Source organism: Pseudomonas sp. St29 (genome assembly GCF_001547915.1).
In the GTDB taxonomy this organism is placed as follows: Bacteria; Pseudomonadota; Gammaproteobacteria; order Pseudomonadales; family Pseudomonadaceae; genus Aquipseudomonas.
Genome location: NZ_AP014628.1, coordinates 6,240,356 through 6,260,181 on the forward strand (window position 1 = coordinate 6,240,356; position 19,826 = coordinate 6,260,181).

A 19,826-nucleotide genomic window follows, 5' to 3' on the forward strand; every position below is an offset into this window, starting at 1 on the left:
AGCTGGCTGGCCAGCGAAGAGGCCCGCAAGCCGGGCGTCGGTCTCACAGGCGCCTTCGCCGGCAAGCCGGCTCCTACAATAGCCAGCGCACCTCCCGCCCGTAGGAGCTGGCTGGCCAGCGAAGAGGCCCGCAACCCGGGCGTCGGTCTCACAGGCGCCTTCGCCGGCAAGCCGGCTCCTACAATAGCCAGCGCACCTCTCGCCCCGTAGGAGCTGGCTGGCCAGCGAACAGGCCCGCCCCCCGGACGCCGATCTCACGGGCGCCTTCGCCGGCAAGCCGGCTCCTACAACGACACGCCCTCCTCCACGGGAACTGGCTGGCCAGCGAAAGCATCAGTTCACAAATTCCTGAACTGATTATTTGCCCCTGCTGATTCAACATCCGCCACCTTTGTCCGAGACTCCGGGGTCGACCTATAAAAACAAAGGCTCCACCCATGACGACTCAGTCTTGCGTCACCGAAAAGGCCCAGTCTCCCGGCCTTGCGATCGAAACTCGCTCCATCGACTACGTGCCGCGCAACGAGCGCCACGGCAAGGTCTGGCACCAGGGACCGTTCTGGTTCACCGGCAACTTCGTGCTCACCACCATGGTCACCGGCTTCACCGGCGCGGCCCTGGGCCTGGCCCTGCCCTATGCCATTCTGGCGATCGTCATCGGCGTGTGCCTGGGCACCTTCTGCATGGCCTTCCACGCCAACCAGGGGCCGCGCATGGGCCTGCCGCAGATGATCCAGTCCCGCGCGCAGTTCGGCCTGCGGGGCGCCATCGTGCCGTTCACCGCGGTGGTGTTCGTCTACATCGGCTTCAACGTGTTCAACGTGATCCTCGCCACCGACGCCATCAACACGGTGATTCCCGGGGCCCGGGCGCCCTGGTACAGCCTGATGATCGCCGTGGCGGTGCTGATCGCGGTGGTCGGCCATGACCTGCTGCACACCGTGCAGCGCTGGCTGACCTACGTGATGATCAGCGTGTTCGCGGTGCTCACCGTCAGCGCCCTGCTGACCCTGCAGGCCGACTCCGCCGTGGCCGATGCGCATTTTTCCTGGTCGGCGTTCCTGATCCAGCTGTCGGCCGCCGCCGGCTACCAGATCAGCTACTCGGTGTACGTCTCCGACTATTCGCGCTACCTGCCGCACCAGACGCCGTCGCGCCAGGTGATTTTCTGGACCTACCTGGGCGCCGCCGGCTCGGCCCTGTGGCTGATGTCCCTGGGGGCCTTCCTGGCGTCCGCCCTGCCCTCGCCGGACGCCATCGCCAGCGTGCGCGAAGTGGGCAACACCCTGATTCCCGGCTTCGGCACCTTCACCGTGCTGATCGCGGTGCCGGCACTGGTGGGCATCATGGCGGTCAACTGCTACGGCGCCATGCTCACCGGCATCAGCGCCATTGACGGTTTCAAGTCGATCAAGCCCAACCTCAAGAGCCGGGTAACCGGCATCCTGCTGGTGGCGGTGGTGATCTTCCTGATCGCCATGAACATCCCCGAAAGCTACCTGGGCAGCTTCAACACCTTTGTCCTGCTGATGCTGTACTTCCTGGTGCCCTGGACCGCGGTCAACCTGGCGGACTTCTACCTGGTGCGCAAAGGCCATTACGCCATCAGCCACATCTTCAATCCCGCCGGCATCTATGGCCGCTGGTCCAGCGCCGGGTTGCTGGCCTACTTCCTCGGCTTGCTGGCGATGGTGCCGTTCATGTCCCTGAGCTTCTATCAGGGGCCGCTGTCCCAGGCCCTGGGCGGCGCCGACATTGCCTTCGTGATTGGCCTGGCGGTGGCCGGGCTGGTCTACTGGGGCCTGACCCGTAACCTGGACCTGGAAGCCGAACGCCTGGCCATCCAGGCCAGCGAACAGCAACTGGAAGGAGGCGCGCAATGATTCCTCAGGGCTCTGTGAAAGTGGCCTGCCAACAACTGGCACCACGGATCGGCGATCTGGACTACAACCGCACCCTCAGCACCGAGGCCATCCGCCAGGCCGCTGCCCGCGGCGCCCAGGTGGTGGTGCTGCCGGAACTGGTGCAGAGCGGCTATGTGTTCCGCGACCGGAAAGAAGCGCTGGCACTCTCGGAAACCCTCGACGGACCGACCCTGAGCCTGTGGAAAACCCTGGCCGAAGAGCTGCAGGTGGTGATCGTCGGCGGCTTCTGCGAGCGCCTGGATGAGGAACGGGTGGCCAACAGCGCGGCGCTGATCGAGCCCGAAGGAACGCTGACGGTGTATCGCAAGGCCCACCTGTGGGATCAGGAAAACCTGATCTTTACCCCCGGCGACGAACCGCCACCGGTGGTGCCCACCCGCTTCGGGCCGATCGCCATGATGATCTGCTATGACCTGGAGTTTCCCGAATGGGTGCGCCTGCCGGCCCTGGCCGGGGCAGCGCTTTTATGTGCACCGGTGAACTGGCCGGACGGCCCGCGCCCGGCCAGCGAACGCCCGGCGGAGATGATCCGGGTACAGGCCAACGCGGCGGTCAATCGGATGTTCGTTGCCGCTTGCGATCGCTGTGGCCAGGAGCGCGACGTTGACTGGGTGGGCGGCTCGACCATTGTCGATGCCGACGGCTATCCGCTGGCGGGCAAGGATCGGCACAGTGCCGAGCAGTTGCTGCTGGCGGAGCTGGATCTGGCCCAGGCCTGGCACAAGTCCATCAGTGAACATAACCATGTGCACCTGGATCGGCGCCCGGCGCTGTATTGAGCGCAAGGCCCGCGTGGGGTGAGTGAGCGGCTTGCTCACTCACCACCAGAGCGGGATCAGTATTCCACTCGCACGTCGCCCTTGGGCACGCTGCAGCAGGACAGGATGTAGCCTTCGGCTTCGTCTTCCTCGGTGATCCCGCCGTTGTGCTCCATCACCACTTCGCCGCCCAGCTTGAGCACCTTGCAGGTGCCGCAGATGCCCATGCCGCAGGCCTTGGGGATCATCAGGCCGAGCTTGGCCGCAGCGGCGTGCACGGTTTCCCCCGGGGCCACGCGGATGCTCTTGCCGGAGGCGGTGAACTCCACCTGATGCAGATCGGCCAGGTCCGGCTCCGGCGCCTCGGCCGCCTGTTCGGCGTGTTCCACGGCGTCGGCCCGGGCTTCGGGCGGGGTCGCGCCGAAGGATTCCTCGTGGTAGCGCGCCATGTCGAAACCGGCGGCTTCCAGCAGGCGCTTGACCGCGTTCATGTAGGGCGTCGGTCCGCAGCAGAACACTTCCCGCTCCAGGAAGTCCGGAGCCATCAGCTCCAGCATCTTGTGGTTCAGGTAGCCGCGGTAGCCGGCCCAGGGCTCGCCCAGGCCGTGTTTCTCGCAGATCAGGTGCAGGCTGAAGTTGTCGATCCGCGAGGCCATGTGCTCCAGCTCGCGGTGGTAAATGATGTCCTTGGGTGAGCGGGCGCTGTGGATGAACACCATGTCGACGTTGCCGTTGGTGTCGTAGAACCAGCGCGCCATGGACATCACCGGGGTGATGCCGACGCCGCCGCTGAGGTAAAGCACTTTCGGGCTGGGGAAATCGATGGCGTTGAACAGCCCCACTGGCCCGTGCACCGCCAGCTCCTGGCCTTCATGCAGGGTGTCGTGCAGCCAGTTGGAGACCTTGCCCCCCGGCACGCGCTTGATGGTCACCGAAAAGCTGTAGGGCACCGACGGCGAGCTGGAAATGGTGTAGGAGCGCATCACCGGCTGGCCTTCGATCTCCAGCTCCAGGGTGACGAACTGCCCGGGCTTGAAGAAGAACATGATCGGCTGGTCGGCCATGAAGCAGAAGGTCCGCACGTCCCAGGTTTCCTGGATGACTTTGACGCAACGGACGATGTGACGGCCATTGGCCCAGGTCTGGGTGGTTACCGGGTTGAGGAAGGTGTTGGACATGCTGTTCTCCACGGCCGACTGTCGGCGTCTTGTCAGCGATTCTGCGTAAGGCTTCTCGCGCCCATTTACCTATCTGCGACATTCACATGCTTATCGCGACCAGCCCCCAGCTGCCGGGGCTGGCGCGTCGGGAACAGATTGGGCCATGTCGCCCATGGATAAGGTTCAAGGCGCCCGCGGACCCACACTCGCCTCAAACACGACAACCGATTTTTCGTGACTTGCGTAGCACCCACCGTAGCCACTATTTAATTCGCCGGCCGCACAGAACGGCCATGAGGACTTGAACGATGGACGTCACCGCAACCCTGAGCTTGGGCGATCCACTGGAACCTGCACGCAAGGCCACTGCACAGATGCTGCAGGAGCGCGAGCGGACCTTCTCCCTGCCGCAGCCCTTCTACTGCGATGAAAGGCTGTTCGATATCGACATGCAGGAGATCTTCCAGAAGGAATGGCTGATCGCCGGCATGACCTGCGAGATCCCCACCAAGGGCAACTACATCACCCTGCAGATCGGCAAGAACCCGATCATCGTCATCCGCGGCGCCGACGGCGTGGTCCACGCCTTCCACAACGTCTGCCGCCACCGCGGTTCGCGGCTGTGCACCAGCGACAAGGGCAAGGTCGCCAAGCTGGTCTGCCACTACCACCAGTGGACCTACGAACTGGACGGTCGCCTGCTGTTCGCCGGCACCGAGATGGGCGCCGACTTCGACATGAAGCAGTACGGCCTGAAACCGGTGAACGTGAAGACCGCCGGCGGCTACATCTTCATTTCCCTGGCCGAGAACCCGCCGGCCATCGACGACTTCCTGGCGACCCTGGCCCATTACATGGAGCCCTACGACATGGAGAACACCAAGGTGGCGGTGCAGACCACCTTGCATGAAAAGGCCAACTGGAAGCTGGTGCTGGAGAACAACCGCGAGTGCTACCACTGCGGCGGCTCGCACCCCGAATTGCTGAAAACCCTGCTGGAATGGGACGACGTCACCGACCCGCGGGCCGACCAGGCGTTCAAGGACCACGTGGCCGCCTCCGCCGCCGCCTGGGAAGCCGAGAAGATCCCTTACGCCCACGCCAGCTTCGGCCTGCGCAACCGCATCGTGCGCATGCCGCTGCTCAAGGGCACCGTGTCCATGACCATGGACGGCAAGCAGGGCTGCGCCAAGCTGATGGGGCGGATCAAGAACCCGGACCTGGGCTCGATGCGCATCCTGCACCTGCCGCATTCGTGGAACCACTGCATGGGCGACCACATCATCGTGTTCACCGTGTGGCCGATCAGCGCCCAGGAAACCGTGGTCACCACCAAGTGGCTGGTGCACAAGGATGCCGTGGAAGGTGTCGATTACGACGTCGAGCGCATGCGCCAGGTGTGGGACGCCACCAACGACCAGGACCGGCGCCTGGCGGAAGAAAACCAGCGCGGCATCAACTCCACCGCCTACCAGCCGGGCCCGTACTCCAAGACCTACGAGTTCGGCGTGGTCAACTTCGTCGACTGGTACAGCGAGCGCATGCTGAGCAACCTCGGCGCGGAACCGGCGCCCTACCTCAAGGGCGTGCCGGTCACCGGCTGACCCCCCAGGCTCGGCAGCGGCTACAGGGTTGTGTAGCCGCTGCCGCAGGCTGCGAACCAGTTGGGCGGGATTGCGGCGTAGCGAGCTTGAGAACGCTTGAGGTCCGGCGGGAGACCGTCAAGCAAGGTCCTGCGGACCTTGTCGCAGCCTCGCGGGCTCGGCAGCGGCTACAGGGGTTTCAGGGGTTTCAGGGCCTTCGAGGCAGTGACCAACTGACCGCGCCGGTCTCGCCAATGAAGTCTTCGCTGATCTGCGCCCCATCCAGCTTCACCCTCACGTAACCGTTGCGTACCCGCAGCGGGTAGTTCGGATCATCCGCCGACAGGGTTTCCGACCACAGCACCTGAGGGTTGCCTTTCAATTCGCGGGTGACGCCATAGGGAATCGCCCCGTGGCCGATGCAGCGCCCGTACATGCCGTCCTTGGGCGCATAGCAGATGCCATTGTGCAGGTGCCCCCAGTACCAGTAGTCCGGCACCCGGCCCAGGGCCGCGACCACCTGCTTGTACAGCGCGGTCTGCTGCTGGCCGCTGATGTCCAGCCCTTGGTGATGACTGAGCAGCATGATCTTGCGCCCCTGGCCCTTGCTGGCCACCAGGTCCTTGAGCCATTGCTGCTGCGGGGGATTGAGGTTGCCGTCCATGTACAGGTTCATTTCGTCGGCGGCATAGGCGCTGTCCAGGCCGACGATCAGCCAGTGGCTGTTGAACAGGGCGAAGTAGCTGGTGCCCTGCTGCTTGGGAAACAGTGCGGCGATTTCGGCAAAGTAGCCATGGGCACCGCTGTACATTTCATGGTTGGAGTTGAGGCTGAATGACGCCTGGCGGCCCATGGGCCAATCGGCAAGGTCGGCGTTCTCTTCGCTGCCGGTACCGGCGTAATACACATCTCCCAGGTGGACGGTGAAATCCGCCTGGTCCTGCTTGATCAGGTCCGCCACCCGCTGCGCCGCCGAATGGGGCTGGAAGTAGCCGGTGCCCCAGTCCCCGGCCATGTCCAGCAGCACGTTGTCGGCCATCTCGATCAGCGCCGGGGTGGTGCCGAAGGGCGCGTGCTTGCGCAGGTTCTCGATCCAGTTGAGCAGTGCCTCGCTCCAGCGCAGGTCCAGTAGCTCCCACTGGCGACAACCCAACAGGGTGCCGTCCTTCATCACCTGGGTCTGCAGCTCGGCCACCGTTTGCGGCAGGGGCTTGGCGTTGCCCAGGTGCAGCACCGACAGGCCGTGGGCCAACTCCCAGGGCACCGGCGCCTGACCGGGGGGCAAGTCGCCGTGAATCAGGGCGTACTGCGCCTGGTCATGGGCGCGCTGCAGCAGTTGCACGATCGCCTGCAGCTCCGCCGGCTCAAGCTGGCTACGGAGTTTTTTCCAGGCCAGGTCGAGCCTGGCCAGCAGCCCGTCGACCCGGGCTTTCACCTGTTCGTATTCGTGTTCCAGATTGCTCACAAATGACATGTCGGCATCCCTCTTGATGGTCCCTTTGCCCAAACGCCGAACGGGCGTCACAGGGTCTTCATGTACTCGATCAGTTGCCACTTCTGCTGCTCTGAAAGCTGCGTGCCATACAGGTGGCCGCTGTTGCTGTTGCCCTCCAGGTGGGTGTCGTACTTGAAGGAGCCCGGGCCCTGCAGCGTCGGGCCGCTGGTGACGAAGCCGACCTTCTGCGGGTCATACACATCCGAGCCGGTGTAGAACACCTGGGGCCGCAATTGCGGGGCCTGCAACAGGTCCCAGAGGCTGGGCACCGAGCCGTTGTGCAGGTACGGCGCGCGCAGCCAGATGCCGTCGGTGGGGGTGTTGCTGTAGCTCTGGGTCTTGCGATAGGCGCCAAAGTCGAACGGCGGCTTCTTGAAGCCGTGGAAGGCCTGGACCAGCCCGGTGGTGAAGGAATCCAGGCGATGGGGATCGGTGCCCAGCGCCTGGATATTGGTGGTGACCTGGCCGGTGTCGGCCTTGCCGAAATCATGGCAACCGGCGCAGTTGGCTTCCCACAGCGGCTTGCCCTGGGCCACCTTGGCCTGATCGAGGGCGAACGGCCAGGCCGGCGGCTTGTGCCCCAGCAACCAGTTGGTGACCCGGTTGAAGCTCTCGGGCAGCACCGATTGCGGGGTCGCGCCCACGGCCATCGCCGCCGCGTAGTTGCGCTCGCGGATCTGGTTGTTGTTGCCGTCCCAGTGCAGGTACATCGACTCCCGGGGCTTCTGGTTCCAGATCTGCGGCAGGTCCACGGTGCCGATGGTGGAGTCGTCGGGGAAACCGAACACCACCATCTTGGTCGGGTTGAAGGTGTCGGTGCGCCCCGGTCCTTGCGGCGGCCGCAGCTTCTGCCAGGCATAGGCCTGCTTCTGCTTGAGCAGCGCGCTCTTGGCCATGGGCATGATCAGGTAGCGGTTGTACAGGCGCTCGATGAAGCCCAGCTGGAACTTGGCGTTGATCGCGGTCATCAGCGCATCCACGGTGAATTTCGGATCGCTGGCGCAATCGTAGGCAAACCACTGGAAGGCCTGGAGCTGCATCAGGTTGGCCGGCGCCGTGGGCACCACCTGGGACACATCGCCGGCGCTGGCGCGGTAGGCACCGGTGTGGCACAGGGCGCAGTTGGGCTCCACCGTGGGGTAGCCGAGCTGCCGCTTGGCCATGCCCACCGGCAGGTCCCGGCCGTTCTCGTAGAGGAAGCCGAAGACTTCGTAGCCGCCGGGCCGGGGCAGTTTTTCCGGGCACATCTGTGGCAGCACGGCAAACAGGTAGTAGGGAATCCGCGCCTCGATGCCCAGGCCGATGGCGGCGTACTTGAAGTGGTCCTCGTCGGAGGCTTCCACCGGCTGCGGCACCTCGCGCAGCATGTTGACCCAGGTCTGGTAGCCGACAAACCCCAGCACCAGCAGCGTCACCAGGGCGCCGACACGAAAGCTGTGGCGCGCCCAGCAGGCGGCCCAGTGTTCACGCAAGGCCTGCAGCCCGGCACAGAGCAGGGCCCAGGGCCGATTGGCCGGGGCACTGCCCAGGTACAGCAGGAGGCCGAGCACCAGGAACATGCCGAGGTCGCCCATCAGCATGGGCACGAACACCTGGGACTGGTTGCTGGTGTTGATCAGGTAGATCCAGAACGCCACGGCGATCAGCCGCGACAGCACGCACAGCCAGGAATGCACCACGAAACGCGGAGCGTTGCAGCCCGAAGGCATGTAGAACAGGCTGATGCCCACCAGCAGCATGCCGGTGTTTTCCAGCCAGGGATCGGACAGCACCGGCGGCAGGCCGACCACCGCGGTCAGCAGCGCCGGGGCAAACAGCGCCGGCAGGGCGAACACCATGTTCATGGCGATGCCCAGCCAGATGAAGCGTTGGAACCAGCGGATATAAGCGTTCATCTCAACCTTCCCTGCATCCATGTGTAGCGGCCGCCGCAGCCTGCACTCAGCCTCGAAGCGTGCTTGCTGCGCTGCCTGTTCCCTGACCTGGCCCAAGCCTGCGGCAACCGCGCCGCGGGCCGGCCAGGGTCAGCCCAGGGCGGTCTTGTCCAGGTGCGCAAGGATCAGCGGGTACACATCCACCACCGCGTTCTTGCCGAAAATGCAGTCGATGTGCCCGTAACCCGGCACCACATGGCGGCTGAACAGCTCGGGACCATGCAGCTGGCACAGGCGCTCGTAGGTCTTCTGCGTGCTTTGCGGCAGGTAGCACTGGTTGTCGGCGCCGCTGATGAAGCAGATGGGCAGCTTCAGCCGGTCGAAATGCGGCATGTAGACGTCGCGCCCCTTGAAGTCCACCAGGTGGCCCTTGCGACAGATCAGCGCCAGGTGCTCGAAGGTTTCGATGTTGGACGCGCCGAACAGCTCGTGCAGGTTGTCGTGCAGGGTCTGGTTGAGGGTGTCGTGGCGGTACAGCGAGGCGTACATGAAGGTGATGCGGTGGCACACCGGGTTGGTGCAGTAACCCTGGGCTTCAAGCCGGGCATAGCCGTTGAGGGCCGTGTCGTAGAGCTTGTTGAACCAGCTTTCCTTGCTGTCGGCATAGGCCGTCAGCGACTTGATGCCGATGGCGTCGAGCATGCCCGGCAGGTGCAACCCGGCCTTGATCCCGGTGGCGGCGGCCACCACGGTGTCGGCGGCGATCTGCGAGCAGACCACCGAACGCACGTCCTGCAGCCCCGCCAGCAGCGACATGAAGAAGGTCGTGGCGCCATAGCAATGCACCACGCATTGCACGTCCCGGGCGCCGGTCGCCTGCTTGATCTGGCCGATGGCGGCCTTGAAATCGTAGGCGGCGATCTGGTCGCCATTGCATTCCTGCTTGCTCGCCGGCAGCAGGATGCTGACCCGGAAATCCAGGAGCCAGACGTCATAGTCGTGCTTGCACAGGTACTCCAGCAGGTTGGTCTGGATGGTGTCGGTGGAGAAGATGTTGGAGCCCACGCCCAGCCCGTGCACCAGCATCACCGGGCCCTTGCTGCCGGCCTGATAACGGGTCAGGCGCAGGTGCACATGGTCCTCGGTCTGGAAGAAATGCACGGTCGGCACCGGCGCGTCCAGGGGGCGTTTCAGCCGGGGCGGCGCATCGGGGTTGAAGTAGATGTCCCCGGCGAAGACCCCGCCGTAGCTCTCCCAGAGAATCCCGGCGAAAAACTTGCCAAAGCGCGCCAGGGCCTCGATGCGCTCGCGTTCGTTGCGCGCGTTGAGCACCTTCATGGTGGTCATCTGCCGGGCGAAGTCCGCCGGCAGGATGTGCATCACCCCGCTGCCCAGCACCGGAGCGTTCTTGTCCCGGCCGCGGTACAGGGTCACGTAGAGGGTGCTGGTGTCGGGCCAGATGTTCAGCACGCCGTGATCCTCGGGCACGGTCTTAAAGGCGCTGAAGAAATACTCGCTGCCGTCCTCGGCACTCAGGCGCATGTCGTAGTTCATGTGGCGCACGCCAACCTGCTCCTGGTACTCCTCGAACAGGTTGAACACGCCGTGGCTGGCCACCAGGGGCTGGGCCGACAACAGCGGGGCATTCAGGGTGCCGACCAGGGTCGCGGCGTGCTCGGGTTCCTTGATCATCCGGTCGAGGTCGGCGGCGGTGATGGTCAGGGTGAATTCGATGGGCGAGTTCTGCGCTTCTCCGCGCTGGGCCGCTGCCTGGTAAAGCGCCAGATCGGTGCCCTGGGGCTGGGTGAAGTCGGTGGAAAAGTAGCCCTTCATGGTTTCGGTGAACTGCACGCCCAGGGTCGGCGCCGGCACCGCCTTGCTCGGCGCCGAGGGCAGGCGGTAGTCGATCTTCCAGCCGCGGTCCTCAGCCAGCAGGCGCATGTTGCGCTCGCTGACCGCCGAGATGGTCAGCAGCGGATTGACCGCCAGTGACGTCGGAATCACCGCGCCGTCGGCCACATACAACCCGGGATAGACATCGCTGCCGCTGGCGCCGCAAAACACCTGGCCCTTGTGGTTGACCACGCCCTGCCCGGCATCCTCGCCCATCACGCAGCCCCCCAGCGGGTGCACCGAGACGATGCTGTGCTTGAGCAACTGGGTCCAGATCGGGTTCTCCACCCAGATCCCGCCCAGGGCCTTGGTGCACTGCTGCAGGCGTTCGTTGCCGAGGACCACATTGGGCTGCTCGCCAACGCCCGGCCAGTCGATGCGCAGCTGGTCCTGGTCATCGAGCAGCATGCGCCCGCGGCCGTTGTCGTGGCTCATGATCAGGTAGGTCTGCATGTTGTGCAGGGCGCCGTAGTAGGGCCCGCGCAGAAAGCTTTCGGCCTCGCGCTCCTTGTAGCCCAACTGACCGCTGAGGCTGTTGTCGGTGGCCTTGCCCAGGGTCCCGGCGAACAGCGCCATGCTCGGCACCATGGCCCGGCCCAGGGCACCGGGAATCGAACCCTCCTCGATCACCATGCGGCTGCGCCAGTCGCCTTCGGTGCGCATGTCGATGATGGAGGTGATGCACGGCCCCACGGGTTTGAGCTCACTGGCCGAATGGGTGCCGAAGCCGATGCCGTTGATGGTCTGCTCACAGTTGTGCCCAAAGCCGAGGATGTCGCCGTTGCCGCTCATGTGCTCGCCGAGCTGGGCCGAGGTGGACAGGCCCTTGGCCCGGGAACGCAGGAGGATTTCCGTGGAGCCCAGGGTGCCGGCACTGAGCACGACGATGTCGGCCTTGACGAACAGGGTCGGCGCCGAGAACTTCTCGCGGCCGCTGTCCAGGTACTGGAAGTGCACGATCCAGCCGTCACCGTCACGCTCCAGATAGCGCACCTGGGCCTGGCAGAAAATCTGCGCGCCATGGTTGCAGGCGTCCGGCAGGTAGTTCATCAAGGTGGTGTTCTTGGCCTTGTTGTTACAGCCCGAGACGCAGTCGCCGCAGTGATTGCAGGGCAACTGCTCGACCCCGACATGGTTGAGGTTGTTGGGCAGCTTGTTGAAGGTCACGTTGATCGGCGGCTTGTAGAAGTGCGAGCCCTGCTTGAGAAACTCCGCGGATTTGCGGTGAGCCACCAGCTTGGGCAAGGTCGGCGCCGACTCCGGATAGGGATTGGGCTTGAGCATCTCCCGGGCCCGGGCGAAGCCTTCCTTGAGCAGGGTGTCACGGTGTTCGCGCACCGCCTGGGGCCAGCGCGGGTCATCGAAGACTCCGGATTCGGGTTCCAGGGCGACGTTGGCGTTGATCAGCGAAGTGCCCCCCAGGCCACAGCCCACCACCACGTTCTGCTGGGCGTTGACGTGCAGATCGAAGAGCCCGGTTCGCGAACCGATATGACCTTCGGGGTCATGCACCTGCAACTCCTCGGTGGCGCTGGCCAGGGTGTTGGGGTACTCGCCGGGCTGGATTTCCCGCCCCCGCTCCAGCAGGCAGACGCGGCGCCCGGCCCGGGACAGTCGGGAGGCGGCAATGCCCCCGCCATAGCCGGAGCCGATGACGATCACGTCGTAGTGTTCCTGGATCTCGCTGATGGGGGTCGCGATCCGAGTCATGGCGGAGTTCCTCTCAGGCAGATGGGGCAACTCGTGGGTTGCCTCTAATGGGTGCATCCGTTGACGCGCAGGCAGCCGCACAGGCAGGCCCAGGCGCCTGAAACATCAGCAGTGCAGTCAGTGACGGAACAAAGCGCAGGGCAGGGCTATAGGCGTGCGCGCTGGTTGGCGGCACGGCGACGGGTACGTCTAGGGAGGGGGGCCCCGGTCGGATAAACCTGCGATGAACGACAATCCATTGCCTGCGCTCCCTGAGCCGGATGTGGATAAGTTGCCGCTAAGTCCTTGAAGCATCAGTGAAGACAGGCCCATTGCCAGTGTCAAGAAAGCCCTTAGAACTGTATGAAATTTGACCTATTGCCGGGCACGCTATGAATCACAAGGGGTCCAGCCGTTGGCGAACACCTTATCCACACCTTGACCCACAGCAACTGTGGGCAAGTGCACCGGGGGTGGGGATAGTTCGTCGGCCAATGGCAATAAAAACCGTGACTTATGCAGAATCAGCGGTTTTGGACAGCATTGATCAGTTTTTGAACATAAGCCTGAAAGCCACGTCTGCCGTGGCCCGCAGCGGAAGGCGAACACCTTATCCACAGAAAGGCCAACAGACTTTGGGGGCAACTGTGGTGAATGACCCGGCGCACTGTGGAAAACCCTTGAAAGCCGCGAATAATCGGGTTCATGGCGGGGTAACGGGTAGAAAAAGCCGCATTTGACTGTTTTTTGATCAGAAGCCTGCAAGGCACGATCTGCAAGGCCTGTAGCGCTAAGCGAACATCTTATCCACAGAAGCGCCAACAGACTTTGGGGGCAAGTGCTGTGCAAAAGTCTCTTCGGCGATTTGCCTGCCCAGGAAAAAAAGCCATAAAAAACGCCCGCTTAGCCTGATCAAATTTCGTACAGACGGCTACAGGGCTTGTTGCATAGGGGCTTGAGCAAGGCGCGAACACCTTATCCACAGGTACGCACACAGGGATTGTGAGTAACCCATCGTTACTCTTGTCGGAGCTGGCTTGCCAGCGAACGGCGGTGCCCAGAGATGTGCAAAACCATGACGCCCCCTTCGCCGGCAAGCCGGCTCCTACGGTGGGTGCAGGCGCGATTTCCCTGGTAGGAGCTGGCTTGCCAGCGAACGGCGGTGCTCAGAGGTGGGTGCACGGCCCGAGGGCTGTGCATAAACCTGAGCTCAGCGGACCACGCCTTCTTCGATGAGCAACTTGAGAATGGCCTCGGCGCCCGCCTCGGGGCTGACGCCCTTGAGGACCTGGCCGGTGCCACCGCTGGCCTTGGCGGTGGCGGCCTTCATGCGATCCGCGCCGCTCTTGGCCTTGATCACCTTCAGGCGCTTGGGCCGGGGTTTGGCCGGTTGCAGGCTGGAGGTGGTAAACAACTCGTCCTCCACCACCATGACCTGATCGGCCTGCAACAGACCACGGCGCGCCGGGCCGTAGGCGCTCTGGCGCGGTTTCGGCGCAGCGTTATCCACAGTGGCAAGGAACGGCAGGCGCACCTTGAGCCGGCGCCGCTGGCCACGGGGCAAGGCTTGCAGCACATGGGCCACGCCGTCGGCCAGGGACTCGACTTGCGCCAGCCCCACCACCAGGGGCCAACCCAGGTTTTCCGCCAGCAGGAACGGCAGCATGCCGGAGCCTTCGCCGGTTTCCGCCTGGCTGCCGGTGAGCACCACCTGGGCGCCCGCCTCGCGCAGGTACTGGGTCAGGATCGGCAGGGCATCAGCGCCCGCTGGCTGTTCCAGCACGTGCAGCTGTTCCAGGCCCATGCCCAGGTAAGCACGCAGGGCCGGTTCGGCGACGTCGCCGGCATGCAGCACCTGCAGCTTGTCCCCCGCCAGTTGCAGGCCCAGTTCCACCGCGCGGGCGTCCTGTTCGGCGCGCCGTGGGCGGCCGGAAGTCGGGTGCGCGCCTATCGATACCAGGCTGATCACATTGCTGTTCATAACGTCCCCTTAAGCCGCATCGCGCTTGGCGTCGTTGCGGTAGGCCGCTACCGCCGCGATCAAGGCCCTGAGAATTTCCGCGCTGTCGCCAATCACCGACAAGTCGGCGCGCTTGATCATGTCGCAACCCGGATCGAGGTTGATCGCCACCACCTTGTCGCAGGCGCCAATGCCTTGCAGGTGCTGGATCGCCCCGGAAATCCCCACCGCCACATAGACCCGCGCGGTGACCCAGATGCCGCTGGCCCCCACTTGCCGGTCACGGGCCATGAAGCCGTCGTCCACCGCCACCCGCGAGGCGCCTTCGGTGGCGCCCAGGGCCGCGGCGGTCTGGTGAAACAGTGGCCAGTCCTTGACCCCGTTGCCCCCGGAAAAGATGAATTCGGCCTCGGCCATGGGAATCGCCGCCGGGTCCACCGCCACCGCACCCAGATCCTCGATGCGCGCCAGGCTGCGGGCCACGCTTGTGGATAACTCCACCGGCAAGGCTTCGTGACGGGTTTCGCTGACCGGCTCGGCGCATTCGGCGGCGGCCAGGATCAGGCGTGGCGCCGGCCGCGCCAGGTCCTGCAGACCAGCACCGGCCCGGCCGATGCACTGCCCGTCCTTGACCTGCCAGACCCGGGTCGCCGGGCGTTCGCCCAGGGCCGCGGCCAGGCGCCGGCCCAGTTCGCCGCCACCGGTGCGGCTGTCGGGCAGCAGCCAGTGACGCGGGCTGAACTGGTTATCCACAGCCCGCAGGCCCTGCACCCGTTGTTCCGGTGCATAACCGTCGAACTCGCTGCCAGGCAGCACCAGCAGGCGGTCGACGCCCGCGGTGGCAAAGGCCGACTCCTTGTGCTCGCCAAACACCACCGCCAGCACCGCGCCGTCCTGGCCCGCCAGTTGCCGGGCCAGGCCCAGTAGGTCGCGGTCGTGGCTGCTCAGGCGGCCGCCGACCATGTCCGGCACCACGTTGATGTAGAACGCCGGTTGCGCCACCTGATGCAGCGGCAACTGCACCTCGGCCGCCGCCGTGCGCTTGGCACTGCCGCCCTGCTGGGCGCCGCTGCGGTCGATGCGCTTGAGGCCGTTGGGGCCGATGAAACCGATGCCGTGGGGGTTCTTGCGGATCAGGCCATTGGGCCCCATCCAGCTGTGCTGCGCCGGCTGCATGGCCGCATGCAGCGGGTGCAGGCGGTTGCGGGCGATCCACTCGGCGCGGGGATCGCGGCGGATAATCTCGCTCATCAATGCACCTCCGCAGGTTCGGGTTTCACCGCCGCCGGGGCTTTGCCCGGGGCGACGTCTTCGAGCAAGGCATCGGCCACCAGCTCGGCGATGTCCTTGATCATCGGCCGTGGCTCCACCACCCCTTCGAGCATCGCCGTGCACTGTGGACAACCCACGGCCACCAGCTCGGCGCCGGTCTCGCGGATGTCTTCCATGCGCATGTCGGGAATCCGCTGCTTGCCCGGAATGTCGGTGATCGGCGCGCCGCCGCCACCGCCGCAGCAACGGGAACGGAAGCCCGAGCGCTGCATTTCCTTGATCTCGATGCCCAGGGCCCGCAGCACTTCGCGCGGCGCTTCGTACTCGCCGTTGTAGCGCCCCAGGTAGCAAGGGTCGTGGTAGGTCACGCTGCTGCCCTTGTGCTGGCCCAGGTTCAGTGCACCGGCGTCGATCAGCTCAGCCAGGTAGGTGCTGTGGTGCTGCACCAGATAGTGGCCGTTGAAGGCGCCGTATTCGTTCTTCAGCACATGGAAACTGTGGGGATCGCAGGTGACGATGCGCTTGAAGCGGTACTTGGCCAGGGTCTGGATATTGCGCTTGGCCAGCAGCTGGAAGGTCGCTTCGTCCCCCAGGCGCCGGGCCACATCGCCGCTGTCGCGCTCTTCCAGGCCGAGCACGGCGAAGTCCACCTTGGCCGCCTTGAGCACCTTGACGAAGGCGCGCAGGGTGCGCTGGTTGCGCATGTCGAAAGCGCCGTCGCCGACCCAGAACAGCACGTCGGTACTCTGCTTGTCGCTGAGCAGGGACAGGTTCAGGTCCGCCGCCCAGTTCATCCGCCCGCCGGGGTTGAAGCCGCCGGGGTTGTCGGTGGCGATCAGGTTTTCCAGGACCTCGGCGCCCTTGTTCGGGGTCGCGCCCTTCTCCAGGGTCAGGTGGCGGCGCATGTCGACGATGGCATCGACGTGCTCGATCATCATCGGGCATTCCTCGACGCAGGCCCGGCAGGTGGTGCAGGACCACAGGGTTTCGGCGTCCACCAGGCCGTTGACGATGGGCTGGTGCGGATGGCCGCCATGCTCGCCGATGGGCTTTCCTGGATAGGGACTGCCGGCGAACTGCGCGTCGGTGCCACCGGCCAGGCCGACCACCATGTCCTGGATCAGCTTCTTCGGGTTCAGCGGCTGGCCGGCGGCGAAGGCCGGGCACGCCGCCTCGCACTTGCCGCACTGCACGCAGGCATCGAAGCCCAGCAGTTGGTTCCAGGTGAAGTCCTTGGGTTTTTCCACGCCCAGGGGCGCGCTCGGGTCTTCCAGGTCCAGCGGCTTGAGGCCGGTGGAGCGGCCGCCGCCAAAGCGCTCGGCGCGGCGGTGCCAGGCCAGGTGCAAGGCCCCGGCGAAGGCGTGCTTCATCGGCCCGCCCCAGGTCATGCCGAAAAACAATTCGGACACGCCCCACAGCACACCGACCGCCAGGATCGCCGCCAGCACCCAGCCACCGAAGTGTTCCGGCAGGATCCCGGCCACGGGCAGGGTCACCACAAAGAAACTCACGGAAAACGCCAGCAGACTTTTCGGCAGGCGCATCCACGGGCCCTTGGACAGCCGCGCCGGTGGGTTGCGCCGACGCTTGGCGACAAACAGCGCGCCAACGAACATCAGCGTGGTGGCCAGCAGCAAGGCGTAGCCGAGGATGCGGTTATGCAGGCCGAAACCATGCACCAGGATCGCCAGCACCGCCGCCAGGACAAAGCCGCCCGCCGTGGCCACGTGGGTGTTGGCCATGTACTTGTCCCGGGCCACCACATGGTGCAGGTCCACCATGTAGCGCTTGGGCATGGCCAGCAGGCCGCCGAGCAGATCGACCTTGGAGGCCCGCCCCTGGCGCCACAGGGCCACGCGCCGCAGCGCGCCGAGGACCGCAAGGCCGACGGCGGCGAACAACAGAATGGGAAGAAGGGTGTTCAACATCACAGTCACCTTACAGTCAGCTGCAAGCGGCAAGCTTCAAGCGGCAAGAAAGAGCAATGTGAGCAGTGCTTTCGCTTGCAGCTTGCAGCCGGAAACTTGCAGTTGCCGCTAAAAATCCTCACAGAGCCGAGTGCGTCCTATCGACCGCGGGCTTCCAGCAGCAAGAAAGAGCAATCGCGAACGCCTGCTTCAACTTGCCGCTTGCAGCTTGAAACTTGCCGCTGCCGCTAAAAGTCCTTGCACAGGCGCAGCGCGTCGTAGATCGCGGCATGGGTGTTGCGCTGGGATACGCAGTCGCCGATGCGGAACAACAGGTAGCCCTCCCCCGTCTCGCTCAGGCACGGCTGCGGCTTGATCGCGAACAGCGCCTCGACGTCGATCTGGCCCTTGTTGCGCGAACCTTCCTTGAGCCCGTAGTAGAGCTCCTCGTCGGGACGCACGCCGTTTTCCACCACCACCTGGTCCACCACCCGCTCTTCGCGGGCGCCGGTGTATTCGTTCTCCAGCACCGCCACCAGTTTGTCGCCCTCGCGGTAGACCTTCTCCAGGGTCAGGTCCCCGGTCATGATCACTTCCTTGGGGTACAGGCTGCGGTAGTAGGTGGGGAACGAGGTGCCGCCGACGGCGATGCCCGGCTTGATGTCATCGGTGACGATCTCCACTTGCGAGCCCTTGTCGGCGATGAAGTCAGTGACCGACATGCCGGTGAACTCGCAGATGGTGTCGTAGACCAGCACGTTCTTGCCCGGCGCCACCTTGCCGTCGAGGATGTCCCAGCTGCTGACCACCAACCCTTCGGCGGCGCCCCAGTGCTCGTTCTGCTCGATGAACGGATGGCCGCCCACGGCCAGCACCACCACGTCGGGGCGCAGGTCGAGGATAGTCGCGGTGTCCGCCGCAGTGCCCAGGCGCAGGTCGACTTTCAGGCGCGCCAGTTCCAGCTGATACCAGCGGGTAATGCCGGCGATCTGGTCCCGTTGCGGGGCCTTGGAGGCGGTGGTGATCTGCCCGCCAATGGCGTCCTTCTTCTCGAACAGGGTCACGTCGTGGCCACGTTCGGCGGCAACACGGGCGGCTTCCATACCGGCAGGACCGGCACCGACCACCACCACCTTGCGCTTGATGCCGGTGGTTTTCTCGATGATGTGCGGCACGCCCATGTACTCACGGGACGTGGCGGCGTTCTGGATGCACAGCACGTCCAGGCCCTGGTACTGGCGGTCGATGCAGTAGTTGGCGCCGACGCACTGCTTGATCTGATCGATCTGGCCCATCTTGATCTTGGCGATCAGGTGCGGGTCGGCCATGTGGGCGCGGGTCATGCCGACCATGTCGACGTAACCGCCTTCGAGAATCCGCGTCGCCTGGTTCGGGTCCTTGATGTTCTGTGCGTGCAGCACCGGAACCTTGACCACTTCCTTGATGCCCGCCGCCAGGTGCAGGAACGGCTCCGGCGGGAAGCTCATGTTGGGGATCACGTTGGCCAGGGTGTTGTGGGTGTCGCAGCCCGAGCCGACCACGCCGAGGAAGTCCAGCATGCCGGTGTCGTCGTAGTACTTGGCGATCTGTTTCATGTCCTCGTGGGACAGGCCGTCCGGGTGGAACTCGTCACCGCAGATGCGCATGCCGACGCAGAAATCGTCACCGACTTCGGCGCGCACCGCCTTGAGCACTTCCAGGCCGAAACGCATGCGTTTCTCGAAGGTGCCGCCCCATTCGTCGGTACGCTTGTTGACCCGCGGGCTCCAGAACTGGTCGATCATGTGCTGGTGCACCGCCGACAGTTCGACGCCGTCCAGGCCGCCGGCCTTGGCCCGGCGTGCGGCCTGGGCGTAGTTGCCGATCACCCGCCAGATCTCTTCCGGCTCGATGGTCTTGCAGGTGGCGCGGTGCACCGGCTCACGCACGCCGGACGGCGACATCAGGGTCGGCCAGTTGAAGCCGTCCCAACGCGAGCGGCGGCCCATGTGGGTAATCTGGATCATGATCTTGGCGCCATGCTTGTGCATGGCGTCGGCCAGGTTCTGGAAGTGCGGGATGATGCGGTCGGTGGACAGGTTCACCGAACTCCACCATTCCTGGGGACTGTCGATGGCCACCACCGAGGAACCACCGCAGATCGCCAGGCCGATGCCGCCCTTGGCCTTTTCTTCGTAGTACTTCACATACCGTTCGGTGGTCATGCCGCCGTCAGTCGCGTAGACCTCGGCGTGGGCGGTACTGAGCACGCGGTTGCGGATGGTCAGTTTGCCGATCTGGATCGGCTGGAACATCGCTTCGAAAGCCATT

General features: G+C 64.8%; 11 protein-coding genes. 3 read left to right on the forward strand and 8 right to left on the reverse strand.

The annotated features are described in order from the left end of the window. Nucleotides 1-437: 437 nt before the first annotated feature. Complete coding sequence (locus PST29_RS27875) at nt 438-1,883, forward strand: purine-cytosine permease family protein (protein ID WP_060841443.1); 1,446 nt, start codon at nt 438-440, stop codon at nt 1,881-1,883. After that, the gene (locus PST29_RS27880; RefSeq protein ID WP_060844823.1) at nt 1,880-2,704 is read left to right on the forward strand and encodes a nitrilase-related carbon-nitrogen hydrolase; all 825 of its coding nucleotides are present in this window, start codon (nt 1,880-1,882) and stop codon (nt 2,702-2,704) included. The genes PST29_RS27875 and PST29_RS27880 overlap by 4 nt, the downstream gene beginning before the upstream one ends. Nucleotides 2,705-2,760: 56 nt before the next feature. Here PST29_RS27880 and gbcB read toward each other — a convergent pair whose 3' ends face one another. Continuing rightward, nucleotides 2,761-3,861 (reverse strand): glycine-betaine demethylase subunit GbcB, encoded by a 1,101-nt coding sequence (gene gbcB, locus PST29_RS27885; RefSeq protein WP_060841445.1) that lies wholly within the window; start codon nt 3,859-3,861, stop codon nt 2,761-2,763. Between the two features lie 290 nt (nt 3,862-4,151). On the opposite strand from gbcB, the gene gbcA reads away from it, so the two are divergent. Continuing rightward, nucleotides 4,152-5,447, forward strand: coding sequence for a glycine-betaine demethylase subunit GbcA (gene gbcA / locus PST29_RS27890; protein ID WP_060841446.1), 1,296 nt, complete (start codon nt 4,152-4,154; stop codon nt 5,445-5,447). Between the two features lie 187 nt (nt 5,448-5,634). Here the strand turns inward: gbcA and PST29_RS27895 are convergent, their stop codons facing one another. The 7 genes from PST29_RS27895 to dgcA form a co-directional block, all read right to left on the reverse strand. Beyond that, on the reverse strand, nt 5,635-6,900 hold the full coding sequence (locus PST29_RS27895) for a metallophosphoesterase family protein (protein ID WP_060844824.1): 1,266 nt from the start codon (nt 6,898-6,900) through the stop codon (nt 5,635-5,637). Nucleotides 6,901-6,947: 47 nt separating this feature from the next. Beyond that, nucleotides 6,948-8,816, reverse strand: a complete 1,869-nt coding sequence (locus tag PST29_RS27900) for a hypothetical protein (protein ID WP_060844825.1) — start codon at nt 8,814-8,816, stop codon at nt 6,948-6,950. Nucleotides 8,817-8,945: 129 nt separating this feature from the next. Further along, on the reverse strand, nt 8,946-12,398 hold the full coding sequence (locus tag PST29_RS27905) for a GMC oxidoreductase (RefSeq protein ID WP_060844826.1): 3,453 nt from the start codon (nt 12,396-12,398) through the stop codon (nt 8,946-8,948). Between the two features lie 1,189 nt (nt 12,399-13,587). Further along, the gene (gene etfB / locus PST29_RS27910) at nt 13,588-14,358 is read right to left on the reverse strand and encodes an electron transfer flavoprotein subunit beta (protein WP_060841450.1); all 771 of its coding nucleotides are present in this window, start codon (nt 14,356-14,358) and stop codon (nt 13,588-13,590) included. Between the two features lie 9 nt (nt 14,359-14,367). After that, a complete protein-coding gene (gene etfA / locus PST29_RS27915; protein WP_060841451.1) occupies nt 14,368-15,588 on the reverse strand; it encodes an electron transfer flavoprotein subunit alpha in 1,221 nt (406 codons plus the stop codon). Further along, complete coding sequence (gene dgcB / locus PST29_RS27920; protein WP_060844827.1) at nt 15,588-17,537, reverse strand: dimethylglycine demethylation protein DgcB; 1,950 nt, start codon at nt 17,535-17,537, stop codon at nt 15,588-15,590. The genes etfA and dgcB overlap by 1 nt, the downstream gene beginning before the upstream one ends. 227 nt (nt 17,538-17,764) lie before the next feature. After that, a complete protein-coding gene (dgcA, locus tag PST29_RS27925; RefSeq protein WP_060841453.1) occupies nt 17,765-19,825 on the reverse strand; it encodes a dimethylglycine demethylation protein DgcA in 2,061 nt (686 codons plus the stop codon). Between the last annotated feature and the right edge of the window lies 1 nt (nt 19,826).

Coding starts and splice junctions, on each gene's coding strand:
- dgcA (WP_060841453.1), bottom strand. CDS start 19,825: ATGGCTTTCGAAGCGATGTTCCAGCCGATCCAGATCGGCAAACTGACC.
- PST29_RS27875 (WP_060841443.1), top strand. CDS start 438: ATGACGACTCAGTCTTGCGTCACCGAAAAGGCCCAGTCTCCCGGCCTT.
- PST29_RS27905 (WP_060844826.1), bottom strand. CDS start 12,398: ATGACTCGGATCGCGACCCCCATCAGCGAGATCCAGGAACACTACGAC.
- etfA (WP_060841451.1), bottom strand. CDS start 15,588: ATGAGCGAGATTATCCGCCGCGATCCCCGCGCCGAGTGGATCGCCCGC.
- PST29_RS27900 (WP_060844825.1), bottom strand. CDS start 8,816: ATGAACGCTTATATCCGCTGGTTCCAACGCTTCATCTGGCTGGGCATC.
- gbcA (WP_060841446.1), top strand. CDS start 4,152: ATGGACGTCACCGCAACCCTGAGCTTGGGCGATCCACTGGAACCTGCA.
- gbcB (WP_060841445.1), bottom strand. CDS start 3,861: ATGTCCAACACCTTCCTCAACCCGGTAACCACCCAGACCTGGGCCAAT.
- PST29_RS27895 (WP_060844824.1), bottom strand. CDS start 6,900: ATGTCATTTGTGAGCAATCTGGAACACGAATACGAACAGGTGAAAGCC.
- dgcB (WP_060844827.1), bottom strand. CDS start 17,537: ATGTTGAACACCCTTCTTCCCATTCTGTTGTTCGCCGCCGTCGGCCTT.
- etfB (WP_060841450.1), bottom strand. CDS start 14,358: ATGAACAGCAATGTGATCAGCCTGGTATCGATAGGCGCGCACCCGACT.
- PST29_RS27880 (WP_060844823.1), top strand. CDS start 1,880: ATGATTCCTCAGGGCTCTGTGAAAGTGGCCTGCCAACAACTGGCACCA.